Source organism: Ochrobactrum teleogrylli, from assembly GCF_037482325.1.
In the GTDB taxonomy this organism is placed as follows: domain Bacteria; phylum Pseudomonadota; class Alphaproteobacteria; order Rhizobiales; family Rhizobiaceae; genus Brucella; species Brucella teleogrylli.
Window position 1 is genome coordinate 2711226 of sequence record NZ_JBBHKQ010000001.1, and the last position, 22378, is coordinate 2733603.

Here is a 22378-nt window from a genome sequence, read left to right on the forward strand (position 1 = left end):
CTATGCCGCTTCGTCCGTAACATTGCCGGGGGTGTAATTGAGAATCGGCGCGAGCCAGCGCTCCACCTCCCCGACGCTCATACCCTTGCGGCTTGCATAATCCTCGACCTGATCGCGCTCCACCTTGGCGACACCGAAATAATAGCTTTCCGGGTGGCCGATATAGAGGCCCGAAACCGACGAGCCCGGCCACATGGCATAGCTTTCGGTCAGTTCCACACCCGTCTCCGCCGTTGCATCAAGCAGACGGAACAGGGTGGTCTTTTCGGTGTGGTCGGGTTGTGACGGGTAACCCGGAGCCGGGCGGATGCCCTTGTAAGGTTCGCCGATCAGTTCTTCCGGCGTATAGGTTTCTTCGGTCGCATAGGCCCAGAATTCCTTGCGCACGCGCTCATGCATCAGTTCCGCGAAGGCTTCGGCAAAACGGTCGGCCAGCGCCTTCACAAGAATAGCGGAATAGTCGTCATTGGCCCGCTCGAAACGCTCGGCAATCGCCACCTCGCCGATGCCCGCCGTGACGACGAAGCCGCCGACATAATCCTGCTTTCCGCTCTCGACGGGCGCCACGAAGTCGGACATGGCGACATTCGGGCGGCCATCGCGCTTACCAAGCTGCTGACGCAGCGTGAAGAAGGTGGCCAGCTCCTCTTTCCGGCTCTCGTCGGTGAACAGCCGGATATCGTCGCCGACCGCATTGGCGGGCCAGAAACCAACCACGGCTTTCGGCGTGAACCATTTTTCGTCGATGATCTTCGTCAGCATAGCCTGCGCATCAGACCAGAGCTGGCGCGCGGCCCCGCCCTGCTTTTCGTCCTCAAGGATTGCCGGATAGCGCCCTTTCAGCTCCCAGGTCTGGAAGAATGGCGTCCAGTCGATATAGCGCGCAATTTCGGCCAGATCGTAATCGTCGAATGTCTTCGTGCCGGTAAAGCTTGGCTTCACCGGTGCAAATGCGTCCCAGTCGAGCTTGTGCGCATTGGCGCGGGCGCGGGCAAGCGGCAGGCGCTGCTTTTCCGCTTCGCTACGCGCATGGGCGGCTGCAACCTTGGCATATTCCTCGCGGATGCCATCGACATAATTGCCCTTGGCTTCCGGCGACAGCAGGCTGGACACGACACCCACCGCGCGGCTGGCATCGATCACATAGACCGTCTGGCCGCGCTCGTAACGCGGATGAATTTTCACCGCCGTATGGACGCGACTCGTGGTCGCCCCGCCGATCAAAAGCGGAATGTCGAATCCTTCGCGTTCCATTTCCGCGGCCACATGTGCCATTTCATCGAGCGATGGCGTGATGAGGCCGGAAAGGCCGATGACATCGACCTTCTCTTCACGCGCCACCTGCAAAATCTTCTGCGAAGGCACCATGACGCCGAGATCGATAATCTCGTAATTGTTGCAGGCCAGCACGACGCCGACGATATTCTTCCCGATATCGTGCACGTCGCCCTTCACGGTCGCCATCAGCACCTTGCCGGCGCTCTGACGCTCGCCGCCCTCAATGCCATTTTCGGCATTGCGGCGCTTTTCCTCTTCCATGTAAGGCAGGAGGACGGCCACAGCCTGTTTCATTACGCGGGCGGATTTCACCACCTGTGGCAGAAACATCTTACCCGCGCCGAACAGGTCGCCAACCACATTCATGCCGGCCATCAGCGGACCTTCGATGACGTGCAGCGGCCGTTCGGCAGCCTTGCGCGCTTCTTCCGTGTCGGCTTCGATATATTCGGTAATGCCGTTGACCAGCGCATGTTCGAGACGCTTTGCCACCGGCCATTCGCGCCAGGCCAGATCTTGCGCCTTGGCTTCCTTCGAGCCTGAATCGCGGAAACGTTCGGCAATCTCCAGCAGGCGTTCAGTCGCGTCGGAACGGCGGTTCAGCACCACGTCTTCGCAGGCCTCGCGCAGTTCCGGATCAATGGCATCGTAGACCGCCAGCTGACCCGCATTGACGATGCCCATATCCATGCCCGCCTGAATGGCGTGATAGAGGAACACGGCATGCATCGCCTCGCGCACCGGCTCATTGCCGCGGAACGAAAAGGACAGGTTCGACACGCCGCCCGACACATGGACGTGCGGCAGGGTCGCCATGATTTTCCGGGTCGCTTCGATGAAATCGACGCCGTAATTATTGTGCTCGTCGATGCCGGTCGCTACCGCGAAGATGTTCGGATCGAAGATGATGTCTTCCGGCGGAAAACCAACCTGCTCGGTCAGAATCTTGTAGGCCCGACTACAGATTTCGATCTTGCGCGCTTCGGTATCGGCCTGTCCGGTTTCGTCGAACGCCATGACCACGACCGCCGCACCATAAGCACGGACGAGCTTTGCGTGATGAATGAAGGCTTCCTCACCTTCCTTCATCGAGATGGAGTTGACCACCGGCTTGCCCTGAACGCATTTCAGGCCAGCCTCAATGACTTCCCATTTGGAGCTGTCGATCATGATCGGCACGCGGGCGATGTCCGGCTCGGCGGCGATCAGATTGAGAAATTCGACCATCGCCTTTTCGGAATCGATCAGGCCCTCATCCATATTGATGTCGATGATCTGGGCGCCATTGGCCACCTGATCGCGCGCCACGTCAAGGGCGGCGGCGAAGTCACCAGCCTTGATCAGCTTACGGAAGCGAGCAGAGCCGGTCACGTTGGTGCGTTCCCCGACATTGACGAAGGGAATGTCCTCGGTCAGCGTGAAAGGCTCGAGGCCCGAAAGGCGCATCAGTGGCGCAACCTTGGCAGGTTTGCGCGGCGGGTGCTTTGCAACAGCCTCGGCAATAGCGCGGATATGATCCGGCGTGGAGCCGCAGCAACCGCCAACCACATTGACCATGCCGTCGCGGGCAAAGCCCTCGATCTGGGCAGCCATCGCCTCCGGCGTTTCGTCATACTGGCCAAACTCGTTCGGCAGACCGGCATTCGGATAGGCGCAGATGAACGTATCGGCGATGGTCGACAATTCGTCCAGATGCGCGCGCATGGCATTGGCGCCGAGTGCGCAGTTTAGACCGATGGTGAACGGCTTGGCGTGACGCAGCGAGTGCCAAAACGCCGTTGGTGTCTGGCCCGACAGGGTGCGACCGGAAAGATCGGTGATCGTGCCGGAAATCATCACCGGCAGGAAAATGCCCTTCTCTTCGAACACTTGCTCCGAAGCGAAGACGGCGGCCTTCGCATTCAGCGTGTCGAAGATGGTTTCAATCAGGATGATGTCGGAACCGCCGTCGATCAGCCCCCGGATCTGCTCGGCATAGGCAATACGCAGATCGTCGAAGGTGACGGCGCGGAAGCCTGGATTATTGACATCCGGCGACAGCGAAGCGGTGCGGTTTGTCGGTCCAAGAGCGCCTGCGACGAAACGGCGGCGACCGTCCTTCTGCTCGGCGCGCAGGGCAGCGCGACGCGCAAGGCGCGCACCGTCGCGGTTCAGCTCATAGACCTGCTCTTCCATGCCGTAATCGGCCTGGGCAATCGTCGTGGAGGAGAATGTATTGGTTTCGAGAATATCCGCGCCCGCAATGGCGTAGGCGTAGTGGATTTCCTCAATGGCCTTTGGCTGCGTCAGCGTCAGAAGGTCATTATTGCCCTGAAGCTGACAATCACAGGCGCCGAAACGCTCACCGCGGAAATGCTCTTCATGGAAGCCAAGCCCTTGAATCTGCGTTCCCATCGCCCCGTCGAGGATCAGAATACGCTCGCGCGCCGCTTTGGTCAGCGCGGCCAGCACCTCCGAACCATCCGGCTGAGCCGCCGTTGCACCGAAAAGATCGTCGAGGGAAGACGCCATAAGAGTACCGCCTGTATTCTGATATGCACAATCGCAGGAGGTCGCTTAATGACATAAACATATCTTTATGTCAATTATTGTTCAGCTCTCGAAGCATTATATGTACCCGCTATAAACTGCTCGCTTTGGGCTGCAGGCAGCTCTGTGTTCCCTCCCTGGTCTGTTGCAGCACAGAAGAAATCGTGACTGGTGAAAGCCACCGCTCCGCCACAATGGGCGAGCAAAAATACGCACATAAACGATTGCTTTGATTAGGAGAGACCTATGAAAAGGTTTGGTTATTCCGTTTTTGCCGCGTGTCTGTCGCTGGGCATCGGCCTGTCCGCCGCTGCCGGGACAGCCAATGCGGCGCAGCCCTCGCTGATGGCGGCCCCTACCACGGCACCGGCTCAGGCATCGGCACCTACTGCGCAAACGGTGCAATATTACGATTATCGCGACGACCGGCGCTATTGGCGCTACGACCGTCCGCATTACCGGCCCTATTACAGACATGACCGGCGTTACTGGGGTCCGGGTCCTGCCTACCGTCCGGCACCGACTTACCGCAGCCGCAACCCGCATACCCGCTGGTGCTACAGCCGCTATCGGTCATACCGCGCCTATGACAATACGTTCCAACCCAATTACGGTCCGCGCCGCCAGTGCTATTCGCCTTATCTATAAGGCCGCGACCAACGAAAAAGCCCCGCATTGCGGGGCTTTTCTCTCAATTGCTTCGAAATATTGATGGCTCTCAGGTGACGTAGGCACCGATAGAAGCCGCGACAAGGCCGATTGCAGCGGCAATCATCACGCCATAAACGCGCGGCTTGTCGAAAAGAACGGCGAAAGCTGAAAACCAGCCGACGACGGCTGCACCAAGCGCGAAGAGAAAACCCGGCTTGTCGCCATGATAAAGGTTTGCCGCCATCAGCCCGCCGATGATCAGCGCGCCGAAAACGATCATTAACCCCGTGGCATAACGCTCATAATCGTCCATTTAAATTCCTCGGTTCCGATCTCGCGAAAACTGCGACGGAAACTTATATCGACCCGTTTGGCCATTTAAGGGCATGGAATCTCTCATGCCACGATCCTGACCTTCCCGCTCACACAATCATTATTCGGAACGTTCTTCAACCATTTCGCAGCGCCATACGCTGCAAATGTTGCAACTTATCGTTTCCAGTCGCCGTTCGTCGCGAAATCCGTGCTATATTGATACGTATGGAACCGTCCGGAATCACCATCTTTGAGACGCCGATTGGCCCGTGCGGCATTGCCTGGCGCGGTGCAAAAGTCATCGGTGTCGAAATCGGCGATACGGACGAGAAAGAAACCCGTTACCGCCTTGGTGAGCGGGTGGGCGAACAGTTTTCCAATGCTCAGGCCGATGTGCCAGCCTTTGTAACGCAAGCCATCGAAAAAGTGCGCGCGCTTCTCGACGGCGGATCGCCGGATTTCTCGCAATCGCCGCTAGCGTTCGAATCGCTTCCCGACCTCAACCGGCAGGTTTACGAGATTATTCTCGAACTGAAGGCGGGCGAAACCACCACCTATGGCGCGATTGCCAGACGACTTGGTGACGTGAGCCTGTCGCAAGCGGTCGGTTATGCACTTGGCAAAAACCCGTTTCCGATCATCGTGCCCTGTCACCGGGTGCTCGGTTCCAACGGCAAGGTCGGCGGGTTTTCAGCGGCGGGCGGTACGGCGACGAAACTGAAGCTTCTGAATATCGAGCGCGCCAAAATCTCCAGCGAGCCAGATCTATTCGGCGGCCTGCCACTTCAGGAACGACCACAGGCGGAGTGGTAACTACTCTTTATCAGTGACAACATCAGCGGAAAAACGCAATTCGCGCATCGGGCGCACGAGTTGCGTCGTGGCGTCATAGGTCGGATGTTTCTTGAAAGCGAAAAGCGCTTCTTCATCCTTGAACTCGGCATAGACGACGAGATCGATGCGGTCGCACATCGGATCGACCCTAGAATTCGGCAGAACTTCGAAGACTTCGGAATGCGGGATGGTGGCAAGCTGCTCCAGCCCTTTTCTGACTGTCTCGATATCCTGACCTTGCTTGACGCTGAAGAAAACAATGTGCCGGATCACGCATCGACTCCCTGTAAATGACAAGGCGTATCTAGTGCATCAAGACAGCCAAAAAAATGGCAAGTTTGAGCGATGTGTCTAACTAGCCTTTACCCGCCGCCAGGCGAACCCACCTTCCGCCGGAGTGGAACCGCGCCCCGGCTGATAGTAACCGGGTGTATCGACCAGACGGTTTTCGCCAAGACGGCTCTGGGCGACCTTGTTGGTCACCTGAAGACTGTCGAAGCCGGTGCGCAGCATCAGCGCCGCCTGATCGATCAGCACATCGCCGACGGCGCGCAACTCACCCGCAAAACCTTCGCGGCGCAGAATCTCGGCCTTGGAATAGGAGCGACCATCGTTGAAAGCCGGGAACTGCAAGGCGATCAGCGGCAGGCTGCCCAGATCATTCAACAGCGGTTCAATCGCTTCGCCCGGCGCAACCGAAACGCCGATGCGGCGGTTGGAGGCGCGGCGGCGCTCTTCATCTAGGCCGAGCCAGACGGCGAGCGGAATGATGATCGCCGGGGCATCGCCCGCAGCTTCAAGATCGTCGGCAAAGACATAATCGTCTTCGCGAAAGCCATCGGAGGACCAGAGTTTGGTTTCGTTGATATCGCTCATTTCCGCTCGGTGGCTCCCAATGTTTTAAGGCTGTCGGCAAGGCCAGTCAGATGGATGCCGCATTCTGTCTTTTCTGATCCCGCCCAGCGTCCGGCACGCTGGTCTTCGCCGTCGTTCACGGGCCGCGTGCAAGGCATGCAGCCGATGGAACGATAGCCCTGCGCAGTCAGAGGATGCGGCGGCAGATCGTGCTTTTCAGCGTAGGCCTTGAGGTCTGCTGCCTGCAAACGCGCTAGCGGATTGATACGAATGCGCGGGCCGACCGATTCAAACACCGGCAAGCTTTCGCGTGTCGATGCCTGAAACTGCTTGCGGCCCGTCATCCAGGCGCGATAAGGCGCGACGGCGCGCGCCATCGGCTCAACTTTGCGGATGAAGCAGCAGCGGTCCTTATCGGTCATCGACAGCGCGCCGAACGGATCATCGCTTTTAAGACTGTCCTCAAGCGGCAGGATATCCTGCACATCGGTCAGCCCCAGCCGATCCACCAGATCGTGACGATAATCGAGCGTGGCCCGGAAATGCTTGCCCGTATCGAGAAATAGTACCGGTATCGCCGGATCGATTTCCGAGATCATATGCAAAAGCACAGCCGATTCCGCCCCGAAGGAAGACACAACCGCGATCTGCCCGTCATAGAGTTCGCGCGTGACGAGCGCGATCACTTCCTGCGGGGTAGACGCGCCGTGGCTTGCCTCCAGAAGGCGGGCTTCGGCGGCAGCACTTTCTTCAGCATCAAGCTGCACGGCTTATTTCTCCATAAAGCGCGCGTTTGAACGGTTCCATGCCAACGCGGCGATAGGCGGCCAGAAAGTTTTCCTCCGGGCTTTCACGCAAGGCGAGATAGGTATCGACCACCGTTTCGATGGCATCCACCACTTCTTCCGACGAAAAGCCGCGACCGGTGATTTCTCCTATGGTCGAATGCTCGTCCGCCGAACCGCCAAGCGTGATCTGATAGAGTTCCTCACCCTTTTTCTCTACGCCCAGAATGCCGATATGACCGACATGGTGATGGCCGCAGGCATTGATGCAGCCGGAAATCTTGATCTTGAGATCACCAATTTCGAGCTGACGCTGCTGGTCGCCGAAGCGCTCCGAAATGCGCTGCGCCACCGGAATGGAGCGCGCATTGGCAAGGGCGCAATAGTCGAGACCGGGGCAGGCGATGATATCGGTGATGAGACCGGCATTTGGCGTCACCAGCCCATCCGATTGCAGCAGATCATAGACGGCTGCAAGATCGGCCTTAGCCACATGCGGCAGGACCAGATTCTGCTCGTGGCTGACGCGGATTTCATCGAACGAATAGGTTTCGGCAATATCCGCCACCAGTTCCATCTGCTCGGCGCTCGCATCGCCGGGAATACCGCCGATGGGCTTCAGCGAAATAGTGACGACCGCATAATCCGGGTTCTTGTGCGGCGTGACATTGCGCGCCACCCAGCTTGCAAATTCCGCATCGGCCTTCTGGGTAACAGCCAGCACTTCCCAGCCTTCCGGCCGTTGCGGCAGCTTCGGCATGCGGAAATAGCTTTCAATCGCGTCGATATCGCGCTGCGGCAGCTTCAGCTCGCCGTTGCGGATTTCTTCCCATTCAGCATCGATCTCGCGGGTCAGTTCTTCAACGCCCGTTTCATGGACGAGGATCTTGATGCGCGCCTTATATTTGTTGTCGCGACGGCCATGCAGATTATAGACGCGCACGATGGCCGTCACATAGGTCAGCATGTCCTCGATGGGCAGGAAATCACGAATCTTCTTCGCCACCATCGGCGTGCGGCCCTGACCGCCGCCGATATAGACGGCAAGGCCCAGATCGCCCGCCTCGTTCTTCTTCAGCTGCAAGCCGATGTCATGCACCTGAATGGCGGCGCGGTCATGGTCCGAGCCGACAATGGCGATCTTGAACTTGCGCGGCAGATAGGAAAATTCTGGATGCAGCGACGACCACTGGCGCAGGATTTCGGCGAAGGGGCGCGGATCGGCCACTTCGTCGGCGGCAGCGCCTGCGAAGTGATCGGCAGTCACGTTGCGAATGCAATTGCCGGAGGTCTGGATGGCGTGCATCTCGACTTCCGCCAGCTCTTCCAGAATGCGCGGCACGTCCTTCAGCGCAGGCCAGTTATACTGGATATTCTGGCGCGTGGTGAAATGGCCAAAGCCGCGATCATAGACGCGCGCAATGTGACCAAGCTTTCGCAACTGGCGGCTCGACAGCGTGCCATAGGGAACGGCCACGCGCAGCATATAGGCGTGCAATTGCAGGTAAAGGCCATTCATCAGGCGCAGCGGACGGAACTGTTCTTCCGTCAGCTCTCCGGTCAGGCGGCGCTCGACCTGATCCTTGAACTGGGCAACGCGGGCCGCAACGAAATCGCGGTCGAATTCATCATAACGATACATAGTCTAAATCCAGATCAGAGCATTTCCAGCAAAAGTAGGAACCGGTTTTGCGTCCGGAAATGCGTCAACAGATATTACGAGGCGCGCTTCAAAGCAGGCTTGTCGAGGGGCAGATCACCAAAGGTCACGATGGTCGGGCCGGAAAGGCGGATGCGCTCGCGCAGGCGGATCGGGTAAAGCCCCTCCTCGCGCTCCTCGACATCGATCACATTCACATCGACAACCAGATTGGCTTTCGCTGCAACCTTGCCCGCGTCTTCCAGCGCCGTCACGGCTTCGGCGTGGCGTGCAACCAGCGCGCCGTCGATGGTCTCCTGCCACGAACCGTCGGCACCGAGCCACACAGCCTGCCCGTCGATCAGCCGGTTTGCAGTGAGAACTTTTACGACCATTTCCAAACTCCAAACTTTTGTTGACCGCGCATCCTGCGGGTTTAGGCTGCGACGGAAACCGGCTTGAGGGCCAGCGCTTCGGCTTTGTCGATTGCGGCACCGGCGACGGCATCGCCAATGATCACCATGACCGGGCCGGAAAGCTCCTTGCGGCTTTCCAGATCCGGTAAATCCTTCAGCGTGCCATGGAACAGGCGCTTGTCCTGCCGGCTCGCATTTTCCACCACCGCCACGGCGGTATCTTCATGCAGGCCCGCACCAATCAGGCGCGCAGCAACCGATGCCGCGACCGTGGAGCCCATATAGACGGCAATGGTTGCGCCGGAGACGGCAAGCTTCGCCCAGCCCGGCAGCACATCGCCGGTCATGTCATGGCCAGTGGTGAACACCAGCGACGAGGCGACACCGCGCAGCGTCAGCGGCAATTCCATATCGGCAGCGGCGGCAAAGGCCGAGGTGATGCCGGGCACGATTTCGAACCCGATCCCGGCGGCACGCAGCGCCGCCATTTCCTCGCCTGCGCGTCCGAACACCAGCGGATCGCCGGATTTCAGCCGCACAACGCGCTTGCCTTCCCGCCCCAGCGAAACCAGCAGGCGATTGATCTCTTCCTGGCTTTTGGAATGGCAGCCCTTGCGCTTGCCGACGGCAAGGCGCTCGGCGTCACGACGCCCCATGCCAATCACGCCTTCCGGCACCAGCGCATCATGCACGATGACATCGGCTTCCATCAAAGCGCGGTGGGCGCGCAAGGTCAGCAGGTCTTCAGCACCCGGACCGGCACCGACCAGCCAGACATAACCGGCGGCATTGTCGCGCTGCTCGATCAGGTCGCTCGCAGCCTTATAGGCTTCCGCGCGATCACCATTTTCGATGGCGCTGGCAACACGGCCCGAAAAGAAACCGCGCCAGAAACTGCGGCGGGCCAGCCCCTTGGGCAATGCGCGCTCGACCAGCGGACGCCAGCTTTCGGCGAAATGCGCAAGCTCGCCAAGGCGCGGCGAAAAGGCGGCATCGATACGCGCACGAACCATCTGCGCCAGAACCGGAGCGCTTCCTTCCGAGCCGATGGCAATCGTCAGCGGCGCGCGGTTGACGATGGCAGGCGTCAGGAAATCGCAAAGGGCAGGACGATCCACGACATTGACCGGAACCTTCTCGGCCTTGACCACAGCGGCAATAGCGCGATCCTGCGCTTCATCGCCGGTCGCCACGAAAACAAGCTTTGCGCCCGCGACATGTTCCGGCGCAAAAGGTGCCGCCACATGCTCCGCACCATGGCTTGCGATGAACTCGGCCAGATGATGTCCCGTTTCCTCGGCAACGATGCGAAGCCGTGCGGATGTCTGCGCCACGAGGCGCGCCTTGTTCAAAGCTTCCTCGCCGCCGCCAACGACGACAACCACCTCTTCCGACACCCGGAAGAAGGCAGGAAAATCAGCCAGTAAACGCTTTTGCGGTAGAGACACGATGCCATCCTTGAGAGCATTTCCGGCGAAAGTGGATACCGGTTTCGCGTGCGGAAATGCGTCTTGTGAAAGTTGGCGCCATTATCCATGGAGAGCGGGAGATTTATAAGAAACGGGCTTGCGCGCGAAAATGATGGCGAGCATCACTTTTTCTCAAAACAGCCGATTGCGGGATTTTAATTTCCCATAAGGCCGGAAATATATCCCACAATTTTTATAGGATTTACATAGGCTTATCGATAAGCGCCGCTCGTGAAGAAGGCCGGAACGTGTTTAGGCCAGCGGCGCGGCAGCACGGCAATCAGGTCGAAACGCAAAGACAGACGGTTATGGTCGGGCTGGCGTTGCAGCCAGAGATCGGCTGCCGCTTCGATACGGCGCATCGCCTGCGGCGTGACGGCCAATTGCGCTGCTTCGAGACTGCTGCGCGCCTTGACCTCGACGATCAGCACCAGATTGCCCCGTCGGGCGATCAGATCAATTTCGCCGAGCCGTGTCCGATAGCGCCGCGCGACAATGCGAAAACCTTTCAAAAGAAGCACCATCGCCGCAAAGCGTTCGGCGCTATGTCCGCGAAAGAAAGCAACGCGCTTTTTCTCGCGGAGGTCTGTCATCGCTGATCCGATTTCAGTTGCATAAGACGCTGATAGAGAACCGATTTCTGCCCGCCTGTCATGCGCGCCGCCTCGCCTGCAGCCTTGGATGGCGGCAGTTCGGCGGCAAGCGACAGAAGCAGCTTGTCGATGTCTTCCTCGCTTTGCGGAATTGTGTTGCCTGTCGGCGGGCCGACGAGCAGAACCACTTCGCCGCGAATGCGATCCTCACCGTCGAATTCCTTCGCCAGTTCGCCCAACGGAGCAGTGCGAATGGTCTCATAGGCCTTGGTCAGTTCGCGGCAGAGCGCGCCCAGACGATCCGGCCCGAACACTTCAGCCATTTCGGCCAGCGTCGCCGCTGTCCGGTTTGGCGACTCATAGAAGACCAGCGTTGCGTCGATGCCCTTGAGGCTTTCCAGCTTCGTCTGCTTTTGCCCATGCTTGGATGGCAGGAAGCCGCAGAACATGAAGGCGTCGGTCGGCAGGCCCGAAGCGGCGAGTGCGGCCAGAACGGCGGAAGCACCCGGAATGGGAACGACACGAATACCCGCCTCGCGTGCTTCGCCGACCAGACGAAAGCCCGGATCGGAAACGAGCGGCGTGCCCGCATCGGACACCAGCGCAACGCTTTTGCCCGCTGACAGCGCGGCAATCAGCTTTTCTCCGGCTTCGGCGGCATTGTGCTCGTGATAGCTGATCGGGCGGCGGGAAATGCCGTAGCGGTCGAGGAGAACGCGGGTCACACGCGTATCCTCGCAGGCCAAAACATCGGCTGCGGCGAGCGTTTCGATGCCGCGCAGCGTCATATCGCCAAGATTGCCGATCGGCGTCGAGACGATATAAAGCGCGGGTTCCAGCGGACGGGCGCGCATGGCTGTGCCGCCCACCATATAATCGCGCCGTGCGTCGCCCATATCCTCAGTCATTGCTTACCCCTCATGCGGCCAGATCGGCCACCAGCGCATCCAGCACCAGCGCACCGTCCGGCGTTGCGCGAATGATGCTGCCGCCCATCGGCTCGATCATGCCCTCGGCAATCAGTTTCGCCAGACGCTTCTGGTCAACGCTCTGGCCCGACAACCGCTTGTATCGATCGAGATCGATGCCTTCGCGCAGACGAAGCCCCATCATCAGGAACTCGTCGCCCTCCTGCCCGCCATCGAGATATTCTTCCTCGACAATGCCATGACCGCGCCGTTCGACATGATCGAGCCAGGTTTCCGGGTGCTTTTCGGTCATGGTGACGGTGCGAACATCATTTTCCACGAAACGCCCATGCGCGCCGGGGCCGATGCCGACATATTGGCCATAGCGCCAATAGACCAGATTGTGCTGCGACTCGCGCCCCGGCACTGCGTGATTGGAAATTTCATAGGCCGGGAGACCATGCTCTGCCGTCACCCGCTGCGTTTCTTCATAGAGCGCTGCGGCGTGGTCCGGCTCCGGCGTGGTCAGCTTCCCAGCCTTCCAGAGATTATAGAACTGCGTGCCTTCCTCAATGGTCAGCTGATAGAGCGAGAGGTGATCGGCAGCCAGTCCGATGGCCTCCTTCAGCTCTTCGCGCCATGCCTCGATGCTCTGGTTCGGACGCGCATAGATCAGATCGAAGGACAGGCGCGGGAAAATCTCACGCGCTAAGCGAATGGCCGCCTTTGCCTCATCGACCGAATGCATACGCCCCAGACGGCGCAGATCGGGATCGTTTAGCGCCTGAATGCCGAGCGACACGCGATTGACGCCTGCGGCGCGATAGCCGCGAAAACGGTCGGCTTCCACACTGGTCGGATTGGCTTCCAGCGTCACTTCGATGTCGGGTGCGACAGACCAATGCGACGCAATATTATCGAGAAGCGCACCCACTGTTTCGGGCTGCATCAGCGAGGGCGTGCCGCCGCCCAGAAAAATGCTGGTGACCGTGCGTGGGCCGGTGCGCTCGCGCAGCGTTTCCATCTCGCGGCGAAACGCTTCAGAAAACCGCGCCTGATCCACCGGCTTATGACGGACATGGCTGTTGAAGTCACAATACGGGCATTTGGCCAGACAGAACGGCCAGTGCACATAAACGCCGAACGCGGTTTCCCCATTCGCACGCGCGATGGGGATCGCGCTGGCAGCATTTTTCGCCTGCAAAGGGGGAAAGAGCCTGTTCATTTCGCGGAAGCCTGTTCCACATTGAGCGCCTTTTCGGCAAAAAGCTTGAAGGCGCGGGCGCGGTGCGACAGGGCCTCGGCGTCGCCGGGCTTCCAGCCGTGCTTCTCGTCGGCGGACATTTCACCAAAGGTTTTCTCATGGCCATCCGGCAAGAACACCGGGTCATAGCCGAAGCCGGTCGTGCCGCGTGGCGGCCAGATCAGCACCCCTTCCACTTCGCCACGGAAATATTCCGCTTCGCCATCCGGCCATGCAAGGCAGATGACGGAGACGAAACGTGCGCCGCGCTTGTCCGGGCTCGTCGCACCCTTTTCCTGCAAAAGATCTTCGACCTTGCGCATCGCCATGTTGAAATCACGCGTGCCGTCTTCGGTCTCGGCCCAGTTGGCGGTATAGACGCCCGGCTCGCCATCCAGCGCATCGACCATCAGGCCGGAATCGTCGGACAATGCGGGCAAGCCGGTGGCTTCAGCCGCTGCAAGCGCCTTGATATAGGCGTTTTCCTCAAACGTGGTGCCGGTCTCGTCCGGCTCCGGCAGGCCAAGTGCCGCGACCGAGCTGACATCGAAGCCGAACGGGCCGATCAGCCCGTCGAATTCCTTCAGCTTGCCCGCATTGTGCGAGGCGACAATCAGCTTGCCCTTTTCCAGCGTTCTCATTTTCAGTTCCATAGTTTGGGTTCGGCGATCTCCAGCGAATTGCCGGATGGATCGCGGAAGTAAATCGAATGTGCGCCATTGGGCCAATCGAAACCGGCCTCAATGGCGACGCCATGTTGTTGCAGATGTTCCCGCCAGTCGTCGATCTCGGCACGACTTGCGGCAAAACATACATGACCCGGCCCCGTCGTGCCATGTGGTGGCACAGGCAGATGGCCGGGCAAAGGCGGCTTCAAGGTTTCTTCCGCCTTGAAAAGCAGCAAAATGCCCTCGCCGCAGCGGAAGAAAGCGTTGCGCTCGCTAAGCTGGCCCACCGGCTCCAGCCCCATTGTGTCGCGATAGAATTCTACCGCCTCGGCGACGTCGCGAACATAGAGAGCCGTTTCAAGAATACGTGCAGCGCGCATGGATCAGGTCTCCTTATTCAGATGGAGCAGACACTGTCCTATCAGAGCCTGTTCCAAAAGTCGTCTTGTGCGGCTGCAAATACGCTTTTTTGAGTGAGGCTCTTAAGCGACCGCCATTTTCTGCAACGACACAAGACGATCCACACCGCTGCGCGCCAGCTTCATCAGGTTCAGGAACTCTTCTTCCGAGAAAGGCGCGCCCTCGGCGGTGCCCTGAATTTCAACAATGCCGCCTGCGCCGGTCATGACGAAATTGCTGTCGGTCTGGGCGACGGAATCTTCCGCATAATCGAGATCGAGAACAGGAGCGCCTTCATAGATGCCGCAGGAAATAGCCGCAACGTGGTCCTTCAGCACCTTCTCGACCCGCACCATCTGGCGCGCTTCCATCCAGCGCAGGCATTCATGCAGGGCCACCCAGCCGCCGGTAATGGCTGCCGTGCGCGTGCCGCCATCGGCCTGAATGACATCGCAGTCCACCGTGATCTGCACTTCGCCCAGCGCTTGCATATCGACAACAGCGCGCAAGGAGCGTCCGATCAGACGCTGGATTTCCTGGGTACGTCCGCCCTGCTTACCGGTGGCTGCTTCACGGCGCATGCGGTCGCCGGTCGAACGCGGCAGCATGCCGTATTCCGCCGTAACCCAGCCCTTGCCGGTATTGCGCATCCAGCCCGGCACCTTTTCCTCAAGGCTTGCCGTGCACAGAACATGGGTGTCGCCGAATTTGACCAGGCAGGAGCCTTCCGCATGTTTGGAGATGCCGCGCTCGAAAGAGACGGCGCGCATTTCGTCGGCAGCACGCTTGGATGGACGCATATAGTAAATTCCTTGATCGAGTTTTTTGGGATTCAAAGTTTTCCGTGCGGCTTTTTAGGCCCCCCGGGCACAAATAGAAAGGCATTTCACATCGTTCCGGAGCCAAAGATATGTTGAGAGGATTGCCAGTGTGAGGCTAAAGCCTTTGACGCTTGGCGCAGCAACCTTATATTCAAGGCAAGCAATCAACAGGTTCGCCGCTTTATCATGATGAAATCGCCTGAACATCAGCTTTTGAATTCGCTCGACCAGCGGTCGCGCGAAATTTTCCGGCTGGTCGTCGAGAGCTATCTCAACGACGGCGACCCGGTCGGTTCGCGCAATCTGTCCCGTCTTCTGCCACATTCGCTCTCGCCCGCCACCATTCGCAATGTGATGAGCGATCTGGAGCATCTGGGCCTGATCTATGCGCCGCATGTGTCGGCGGGCCGTCTGCCGACGCAGATCGGCCTGCGCTTTTTCGTCGATGCCTTTATGGAAGTCGGCGATCTGGCGCCCGGCGAGCGCTCGTCCATCGAGGCGCAGGTGCGCGCCGCCGGAAACAGCAATTCGGTTGAAAACGTGCTGACCGAGGCAAGTCAGGTCCTGTCGGGCCTGTCGCGGGGGGCTGGTCTCGTGCTCGCCACCAAGACCGAAGGCGCGCTGAAACATATCGAGTTTGTGCGGCTTGAGCCGACCCGCGCGCTGGCCGTGCTGGTGATGCAGAATGGCGATGTGGAAAACCGCGTCATCAATCTGCCGGTCGGCATCAGCGCTTCGCAGCTGGTCGAAGCGTCCAATTTCCTCAACGCGCATATTCACGGCCATACGCTTTCCGAAGCCAAGGCCGAGTTGAAAGTGCTGATGGAGGAAACCCGTCAGGAACTCGACCAGCTTTCGCAGGAACTTGTCGAACAGGGCCTCGCCGTCTGGGGTGGCACCGGCTCCGACCAGCCGTCGCGGCTGATCGTGCGGGGGCGCGCCAATCTTCTCGAAAATATTCACGCGCAGGAAGATATCGAGCGCCTGCGCCATCTCTTCGACGATCTGGAAACCAAGGACGGCATGGTCCAGCTTCTCGATCTGGCCGAAACCGGTTCGGGCGTGCGCATTTTCATCGGCTCGGAAAACAAGCTGTTTTCACTGTCCGGCTCGTCGCTGGTGGTTGCGCCCTATCGCGACAGCGAACAGCGCGTGGTCGGGGCTCTTGGCGTCATCGGCCCGACCCGCCTCAATTATGCGCGTATCGTGCCGATGGTGGACTATACGGCACAGATCGTGTCGCGGCTGTTGCGGTGAGGTGTCAATCTTACCGGGTCAGCAGAAATTAAGCCTTGATTTTAATGGCCTGAAACTCGATATCCGCCCCAGAAGATATTCAAGACGGAAGAAGCATTATGTCTGACGAAAAGAACAAAACCGAGAACCCCGATCTTGAGCAGCGCGACATCAACAATCCACGGGATCGTGAGGCGCTGAACCGGGCTGCCGCCGATTTCCTGAAAGCGCGCAAGGCGGAAGCCAGCGCCGAAGTTGCGGAAGACGAAGCGGACAATGCGGTCGATGAAACCGCAAACCGTATTCTCGCGCTCGAAGCCGATAATAAGGAACTCAAGGACCAGGTTCTGCGCGTTGCTGCCGAAATGGAAAATCTGCGCAAGCGCACCCAGCGCGACGTGCAGGATGCCCGCACCTATGCGGTGACCAATTTCGCCCGCGACATGCTGTCGGTTTCCGACAATCTGCGCCGCGCCATCGACACCATTCCAGCCGAAATGCTGGAAGCCGATGCCAGCCTGAAGTCGCTGGCCGAAGGCGTGGAAATGACCGAACGCGCCATGCTGCAGGCGCTGGAACGCCACGGCGTCACCAAGCTTGAGCCGGAAGGCCAGAAATTCGACCCGAATTTCCACCAGGCCATGTTCGAGGTACCGAACCCGGATCTGCCGAACAATACCGTCGTGCAGGTTGTGCAGGCTGGTTACGCCATTGGCGACCGCGTGCTGCGCCCGGCCATGGTCGGCGTATCCAAGGGTGGCCCCAAGGCTGCTGCCGAAAATGGCGGCGCGGAAGCCAACAGCTGATAAAGCCTATCTACTGAGATAGACGATCAGAGCGGCGGTTTATCCGCCGCTTTTTTGTATCTGCTGACCTGCGCTCATACACACATATTGCCAAGGCGCGCAGAGCAATAGAAAATCGCATCATATATCTTGCTGGGGGGAGCCCGCGTGACCGTCGTGCAGTTTCTGAACTTTGCGGGTGTTTTCGTCTTCGCAGCCACCGGCGCGCTTGCCGCCTCGCGGCGGCAGCTCGATATTGTGGGCTTCATCTTTCTTGCCAATATCACCGGCATCGGCGGCGGAACGCTGCGCGATCTGATGCTGAGCACGCCGGTTTTCTGGGTTCAGGAACCGATCTATCTGCTGGCGGGCACACTGGCCGCCTTCGCGGTCTATTTCACCGCTCATAGGGTGGAATCACGCTATCGCGTGCTGCTCTGGCTCGATGCCATCGGCATGTCGGCCTACACGGTGATGGGCGCGGCCAAGGGGCTTGCGCTTGGCGTCAGCGCGCCGGTTGCCATCGTCACGGGCATTTTCACCGCCACGCTGGGCGGTATCCTGCGCGATATGGTGGCCGGAGAGCCATCGGTGATCATGCGGCGGGAAATCTATATCACGGCGGCACTGGCTGGCGCCTGCCTCTATGTCGGGCTGGCGCGCCTTGGTGTCGATCCGTTCTTCTCGGCGGTGGTCGCAGCGCTCACCAGTTTTACCGTGCGCGGCGGGGCGCTTTATTTCGGCTGGAACCTGCCGGTTTATAAAAGCCGTCCCGGCCGCACCGAAGAAGAACTCCAGCGCGACCGGATCATTCGGTCCGAATAGAGACCAGCACGACAGTTGCAAATTCGTCAGGCCGTGGCGAAACGAGTGATTTTCGAGCACCGGAGCGGAGCGTACTTTTGGGTACGTGAGCACCGGCGCGCAGGAAATTGCTCGTTGCAGCCCGGCATGGCGAAGAATGCAACTGTAGTGCTAGATCAGGCCAGCCTGACTTGCAGCAGCCTCAAGGCTGAGCAGCGGACGCGGGCCCATCTGCTGGATGATGAGACCGGCGGCAAGCGAGCCAAGCCGTGCGCAATCTTCCAGCGAGCGGTCCTTGGTATAGCCATAGAGGAAACCCGCCGCATAAAGATCGCCCGCACCGGTCGTATCGACCAGTTCGTCGATCTCGATGGCTGGAACTTCGAGCGTCTGATCAGGCGTCACAATGACGGCGCCCTTTTCCGAGCGCGTGATGATCGACAGCTTGCAATCCATCCGCATCGAGGCAATCGCCGTTTCGAGCGACTTGGTCTGATAGAGCGATTTGGCTTCGTCTTCATTGGCGAAAACGATATCGACCGTGCGCTGGCGCATCAGGTCGAGAAACTCTTCGCGATAGCGGTCCACGCAGAACGGATCGGAGAGCGTCATGGCCATTTCATGGCCCGCCTCATGCGCGATCTTCGACGCCATCACGATGGCTTCCTTGGCGCGCGGCGGGTCCCACAAATAGCCTTCAAAATAGGTGACTTTGGCATCGGCGACCTTGGAGGTTTCGACGTCTTCCGGTCCAAGCTCGACGCAAGCGCCGAGAAACGTGTTCATCGAGCGTTCGCCATCCGGCGTCACGAAAATCATCGAGCGGGCGGTCGGCGACCCCTTTTCCAGCGGACGCGTATCGAAGGCCACGCCCTGCGCGCGGATATCATGCGCGAAGACACGTCCGAGATGGTCAGTCGCTACCTTGCCGAAATAGGCGGAGCGTCCGCCCAGGCTGGCGACGCCTGCCGCCGTGTTGCCCGCGCTGCCGCCCGACATTTCAGTCGCCGGACCTGCAATGCGGCTATAGAGCAATTCTGCACGATCGGCATCGATCAGGTTCATTGCGCCTTTGACGATACCGTTGGTTTCGAGAAATGAGTCGTCCGTACGCGACAGAATATCGACAATGGCATTGCCGATGCAAAGAACGTCGAATGTGGCCATGAGCGCGAGAAGCTCCCCTTTTTTCAGTTCTCCAGCCCGCCCTCGATATGGCAGGAGGAGGCTTTGGCGCCAGCTGCGTATCGTGGAATTGATACGCTTATGCAAATATGCGCGTGCGGGTTTAGCCTTTTGCCGCCCCTTTGGCTACCCCGCGCCAATCCCGGGATGTGGGTAGTCCGGCTTGCACAGCCCACGGCTCGTTCCTATTTTCAGTTCGTCCACAGCCAAAACAGGCGCAAAACGGAAGAAGAATGATCATAGACGCTGCCTTGAAAGCCCTCTCCCGCCTGCTGACGCCGGAGTTTCGTTCGGTTTTCTGGAAAACGCTGGGTCTGACGCTTTTGCTGCTGGCCGGTCTCTGGGTCAGCATTCGTCAAATCTTTTTTACCTATGCCTGGCCGTGGATGGAGCAATTGCTGCCGGGCATGCCCGCATGGGCAGGCTGGCTCGGAATCGTCGCCGCTGTCGCGGCGGGACTGGGGCTTGCGCTTGTGCTGGCGCTGATGATCGCGCCGGTGACCGCTCTTGTGGCCGGTCTGTTCCTCGACGATGTGGCGGAAGTGGTCGAGCGCACGGATTATCCGAACGATCCTGCGGGCGACGCCCTGCCGCTGGGACGCTCCATCGTGACGTCGCTGAAATTCCTCGGCGTGGTGATCCTTGGCAACTTGCTGGCGCTAGCCCTGCTTTTCGTACCGGGGATCAACCTGATCGCCTTCTTCGTCGTCAACGCCTATCTGCTCGGACGCGAATTTTTCGAATTCGCCGCCATACGCCATCGCACCGAAGCGGAAGCCAGGGCGCTACGCTCGCATTATGGCGTGACGGTCTTTCTGGCAGGCTTGCTGATCGCCGGTTTCATGGCCATTCCGCTGGTCAATCTTCTGACCCCGCTTTTTGCGGCAACCATGATGGTGCATCTGCACAAAGCCATATCGCAGCGCGAGGCCGCAAAGCCTGCCAGAACTTAAGCCTGAGGCGGCAGCGGAACCAGCGCGGCGGGCACATCGCAGGTCTTTTCCGGCGACTTGCAGATATCGGCGATGACGCAGTGTTCGCATTCGGGCCTGCGCGCCTTGCAGGTATAGCGCCCGTGCAGGATCAGCCAGTGATGGGCGTGCAACATATATTCCGCCGGTATCACCCGCACCAATATCGCCTCGACCGCTTCCGGCGTCTTGCCGGGCGCCAGACCGATCCGGTTGCCGATACGCAATATATGCGTGTCCACCGCCATGGTCGGCTGGCCGAACGACATGTTGAGCACAACATTGGCGGTCTTGCGCCCGACGCCCGGCAGTTTGACCAGCTCGTCACGGTCGCCTGGCACCTCGCCGCCATAGTCGCGGATCAGGGCTTCCGAAAGCAGGATGACATTCTTCGCCTTGTTGCGCCAAAGGCCGATGGTGCGAATGTGACTGCCGACCTTTTCCTCGCCCAGCGCCAGCATTTTCTGCGGCGTATCGGCAACCGCAAACAGGCCGCGCGTCGCCTTGTTGACGCCCGCATCCGTCGCCTGCGCCGACAGCACCACCGCGACCAGCAGTGTGAAGGCGTTCACATGCTCCAGTTCGCCCTTGGGTTCCGGGCGCTGCACCGAGAAGCGGCGAAAGATTTCGTGAATCTCATCAGCCGTATAGAGCGTACCAGCCACGCGGCGCGGACGCCGTGCTGGCGGGGCGGCGGAAACAGTCACGGGCGATTTGATTTTGGCCTTTTGCATTCTGTCTCTATACTGAGGTCTGTTCCTGGAAGACAACCCGCAGCTTGACGCAGGCGGCGTTCAAAGGCTCAGACACCCATGCACCACCCAGACGGCGCGGAACCGGACAGGTTCGAGACCCCTATTTTTGAAGCCTTGCTGAGACCCTATCGCTCGCTGGGGCGCACGGGCTTTACCGTTCTGATGGCAGCCCTCATCGCCTGCTGGATTTCTGTCGGCATTCTGTTCTGGTCCATCGGCGCTTGGCCGATCTTCGGCTTTTTCGGCCTCGACGTGCTGTTGATCTATCTGGCATTTCGCTGGAATTATCGCGCGGCGCAGGCCCGCGAAGAGATTTCCGTTTCGCGTGCAGCCCTGCACATCCGCCAATACGCACCATCCGGCAAACTGACCGCACATCAGTTCAATCCGTTCTGGACACGCTTTCGCGTGGCGCGAAAGCCGGACATCGGCATCACGGATATGAGCGTTGAAAGCCGCGACAAGCATGTCGCCATCGGCAGCTTTCTGAACCCCGACGACCGTGAGGATTTCGCCACCGCTTTTCGCGCAGCGCTTGCCGAAGCAAGACGGTAGAACACATTTCTCGATATGCTAAGTTTGACACTGCCCGCCCCGCAACAGTGGCGGGTATCGCCCTCCCCATCGTCGTTTTACGATAGAACGAAGGGGGATTCCGGCATTGGCCCTTGAAGTCGGGCTTTTCACAAGCCATATCAGTTAGCGAAGAGATACGCCGAACGGGTTCTCTTCATAACGGTCGCTTCTCATCAAGGACTGATGCAATGACAAGAATGACTCCGTTTTCGAGCCCTCTCTTGCTCGGATTCGACACGATGGAAAAGACACTCGAACGGATTGCAAAATCCGGCGATGGCTACCCACCCTATAATATCGAACGCCTGCGCGGCGAAACAGGCTCTGAGCGCCTGCGCATCACGCTTGCCGTGGCAGGTTTTGCCAGCGACGATCTCGACGTCATGACGGAAGACAACCAGCTTGTCATCCGCGGTCGACAGACCGACGACACCGAACGCGAATATCTGCACCGCGGCATCGCGGCGCGTCAGTTTCAGCGTGTGTTCGTGTTGGCCGATGGTATGCGGGTGCTGGGTTGCGAGTTGAAAAACGGTCTTCTCGCTGTCGATCTCGACCGACCGGAACCGGAACGGCTGATCAAGAAAATCAACATAGCTGTGAAAGACTGAAAAACGTTCAGGTTTCGTTCAGTCATTAAGGCTATGATAACTATCGTGAAGC

24 protein-coding genes are annotated in these 22378 nt (G+C 59.3%); 8 read left to right on the forward strand and 16 right to left on the reverse strand.

Going from position 1 to position 22378, the window contains the following annotated elements; translation table 11 throughout:
- Entirely contained in the window at positions 1-3789 is a 3789-nt protein-coding gene (gene metH / locus WIX40_RS12735; RefSeq protein ID WP_339440055.1) for a methionine synthase, read from the reverse strand.
- A 264-nt stretch (positions 3790-4053) separates the two neighbouring features.
- Here metH and WIX40_RS12740 point away from each other — a divergent pair, with 264 nt between their 5' ends.
- Positions 4054-4455: a BA14K family protein gene (locus WIX40_RS12740; protein WP_339440057.1), complete on the forward strand. Its 402-nt coding sequence runs from the start codon at positions 4054-4056 to the stop codon at positions 4453-4455.
- Positions 4456-4525: 70 nt separating this feature from the next.
- Here the strand turns inward: WIX40_RS12740 and WIX40_RS12745 are convergent, their stop codons facing one another.
- Positions 4526-4771 carry a hypothetical protein gene (locus WIX40_RS12745; RefSeq protein WP_339440059.1) on the reverse strand — a complete coding sequence of 82 codons (246 nt, stop codon included), beginning with the start codon at positions 4769-4771 and terminating at the stop codon, positions 4526-4528.
- 227 nt (positions 4772-4998) lie between these two features.
- Here WIX40_RS12745 and WIX40_RS12750 point away from each other — a divergent pair, with 227 nt between their 5' ends.
- Positions 4999-5586 (forward strand): methylated-DNA--[protein]-cysteine S-methyltransferase, encoded by a 588-nt coding sequence (locus tag WIX40_RS12750; protein ID WP_339440061.1) that lies wholly within the window; start codon positions 4999-5001, stop codon positions 5584-5586.
- Here the strand turns inward: WIX40_RS12750 and WIX40_RS12755 are convergent, their stop codons facing one another.
- From WIX40_RS12755 to rph, 12 genes are all read right to left on the reverse strand, one after another.
- Positions 5587-5880 (reverse strand): Dabb family protein, encoded by a 294-nt coding sequence (locus WIX40_RS12755; RefSeq protein ID WP_109368204.1) that lies wholly within the window; start codon positions 5878-5880, stop codon positions 5587-5589.
- A 78-nt stretch (positions 5881-5958) separates the two neighbouring features.
- Complete coding sequence (locus tag WIX40_RS12760; RefSeq protein ID WP_339440063.1) at positions 5959-6483, reverse strand: DUF934 domain-containing protein; 525 nt, start codon at positions 6481-6483, stop codon at positions 5959-5961.
- Positions 6480-7229 carry a phosphoadenylyl-sulfate reductase gene (locus WIX40_RS12765; RefSeq protein WP_140024447.1) on the reverse strand — a complete coding sequence of 250 codons (750 nt, stop codon included), beginning with the start codon at positions 7227-7229 and terminating at the stop codon, positions 6480-6482. Before WIX40_RS12765 ends, WIX40_RS12760 begins: the two co-directional genes overlap by 4 nt.
- The gene (locus WIX40_RS12770) at positions 7219-8889 is read right to left on the reverse strand and encodes a nitrite/sulfite reductase (protein WP_140024448.1); all 1671 of its coding nucleotides are present in this window, start codon (positions 8887-8889) and stop codon (positions 7219-7221) included. The genes WIX40_RS12765 and WIX40_RS12770 overlap by 11 nt, the downstream gene beginning before the upstream one ends.
- Positions 8890-8963: 74 nt before the next feature.
- Positions 8964-9281: a DUF2849 domain-containing protein gene (locus tag WIX40_RS12775; RefSeq protein WP_109368200.1), complete on the reverse strand. Its 318-nt coding sequence runs from the start codon at positions 9279-9281 to the stop codon at positions 8964-8966.
- Between the two features lie 41 nt (positions 9282-9322).
- Positions 9323-10750 (reverse strand): siroheme synthase CysG, encoded by a 1428-nt coding sequence (cysG, locus tag WIX40_RS12780; RefSeq protein WP_171316799.1) that lies wholly within the window; start codon positions 10748-10750, stop codon positions 9323-9325.
- Between the two features lie 233 nt (positions 10751-10983).
- The gene (locus tag WIX40_RS12785; RefSeq protein ID WP_171316801.1) at positions 10984-11364 is read right to left on the reverse strand and encodes a YraN family protein; all 381 of its coding nucleotides are present in this window, start codon (positions 11362-11364) and stop codon (positions 10984-10986) included.
- The gene (gene rsmI, locus WIX40_RS12790) at positions 11361-12272 is read right to left on the reverse strand and encodes a 16S rRNA (cytidine(1402)-2'-O)-methyltransferase (protein WP_339440066.1); all 912 of its coding nucleotides are present in this window, start codon (positions 12270-12272) and stop codon (positions 11361-11363) included. The genes WIX40_RS12785 and rsmI overlap by 4 nt, the downstream gene beginning before the upstream one ends.
- A gap of 10 nt (positions 12273-12282) precedes the next feature.
- Positions 12283-13497 (reverse strand): radical SAM family heme chaperone HemW, encoded by a 1215-nt coding sequence (gene hemW / locus WIX40_RS12795; RefSeq protein WP_339440068.1) that lies wholly within the window; start codon positions 13495-13497, stop codon positions 12283-12285.
- Entirely contained in the window at positions 13494-14156 is a 663-nt protein-coding gene (gene rdgB / locus WIX40_RS12800) for an RdgB/HAM1 family non-canonical purine NTP pyrophosphatase (protein ID WP_339440070.1), read from the reverse strand. The genes hemW and rdgB overlap by 4 nt, the downstream gene beginning before the upstream one ends.
- A gap of 2 nt (positions 14157-14158) precedes the next feature.
- On the reverse strand, positions 14159-14563 hold the full coding sequence (locus WIX40_RS12805) for a VOC family protein (protein ID WP_109368195.1): 405 nt from the start codon (positions 14561-14563) through the stop codon (positions 14159-14161).
- A 102-nt stretch (positions 14564-14665) separates the two neighbouring features.
- Positions 14666-15382, reverse strand: a complete 717-nt coding sequence (rph, locus tag WIX40_RS12810; RefSeq protein ID WP_078339626.1) for a ribonuclease PH — start codon at positions 15380-15382, stop codon at positions 14666-14668.
- Positions 15383-15589: 207 nt separating this feature from the next.
- On the opposite strand from rph, the gene hrcA reads away from it, so the two are divergent.
- From hrcA to WIX40_RS12825, 3 genes are all read left to right on the forward strand, one after another.
- Positions 15590-16660 (forward strand): heat-inducible transcriptional repressor HrcA, encoded by a 1071-nt coding sequence (gene hrcA, locus WIX40_RS12815; protein WP_109368194.1) that lies wholly within the window; start codon positions 15590-15592, stop codon positions 16658-16660.
- Between the two features lie 98 nt (positions 16661-16758).
- Positions 16759-17445, forward strand: coding sequence for a nucleotide exchange factor GrpE (gene grpE, locus WIX40_RS12820; protein WP_109368193.1), 687 nt, complete (start codon positions 16759-16761; stop codon positions 17443-17445).
- A gap of 147 nt (positions 17446-17592) precedes the next feature.
- The gene (locus tag WIX40_RS12825; RefSeq protein ID WP_109368192.1) at positions 17593-18249 is read left to right on the forward strand and encodes a trimeric intracellular cation channel family protein; all 657 of its coding nucleotides are present in this window, start codon (positions 17593-17595) and stop codon (positions 18247-18249) included.
- Between the two features lie 150 nt (positions 18250-18399).
- Here WIX40_RS12825 and WIX40_RS12830 read toward each other — a convergent pair whose 3' ends face one another.
- Positions 18400-19395 (reverse strand): adenosine kinase, encoded by a 996-nt coding sequence (locus WIX40_RS12830; RefSeq protein WP_109368191.1) that lies wholly within the window; start codon positions 19393-19395, stop codon positions 18400-18402.
- A 251-nt stretch (positions 19396-19646) separates the two neighbouring features.
- Here WIX40_RS12830 and WIX40_RS12835 point away from each other — a divergent pair, with 251 nt between their 5' ends.
- The gene (locus WIX40_RS12835) at positions 19647-20366 is read left to right on the forward strand and encodes a sulfate transporter family protein (protein WP_339440077.1); all 720 of its coding nucleotides are present in this window, start codon (positions 19647-19649) and stop codon (positions 20364-20366) included.
- On the opposite strand, the gene nth is transcribed toward WIX40_RS12835, so the two are convergent.
- Positions 20363-21118, reverse strand: coding sequence for an endonuclease III (nth, locus tag WIX40_RS12840; protein ID WP_109368189.1), 756 nt, complete (start codon positions 21116-21118; stop codon positions 20363-20365). The genes WIX40_RS12835 and nth overlap by 4 nt on opposite strands.
- A 78-nt stretch (positions 21119-21196) precedes the next feature.
- Here nth and WIX40_RS12845 point away from each other — a divergent pair, with 78 nt between their 5' ends.
- Both WIX40_RS12845 and WIX40_RS12850 read left to right on the forward strand, forming a co-directional pair.
- Entirely contained in the window at positions 21197-21694 is a 498-nt protein-coding gene (locus WIX40_RS12845) for a DUF2244 domain-containing protein (protein ID WP_121537130.1), read from the forward strand.
- A gap of 209 nt (positions 21695-21903) precedes the next feature.
- Positions 21904-22326: an Hsp20 family protein gene (locus WIX40_RS12850; RefSeq protein WP_109368187.1), complete on the forward strand. Its 423-nt coding sequence runs from the start codon at positions 21904-21906 to the stop codon at positions 22324-22326.
- The last annotated feature ends 52 nt before the right edge of the window (positions 22327-22378 follow it).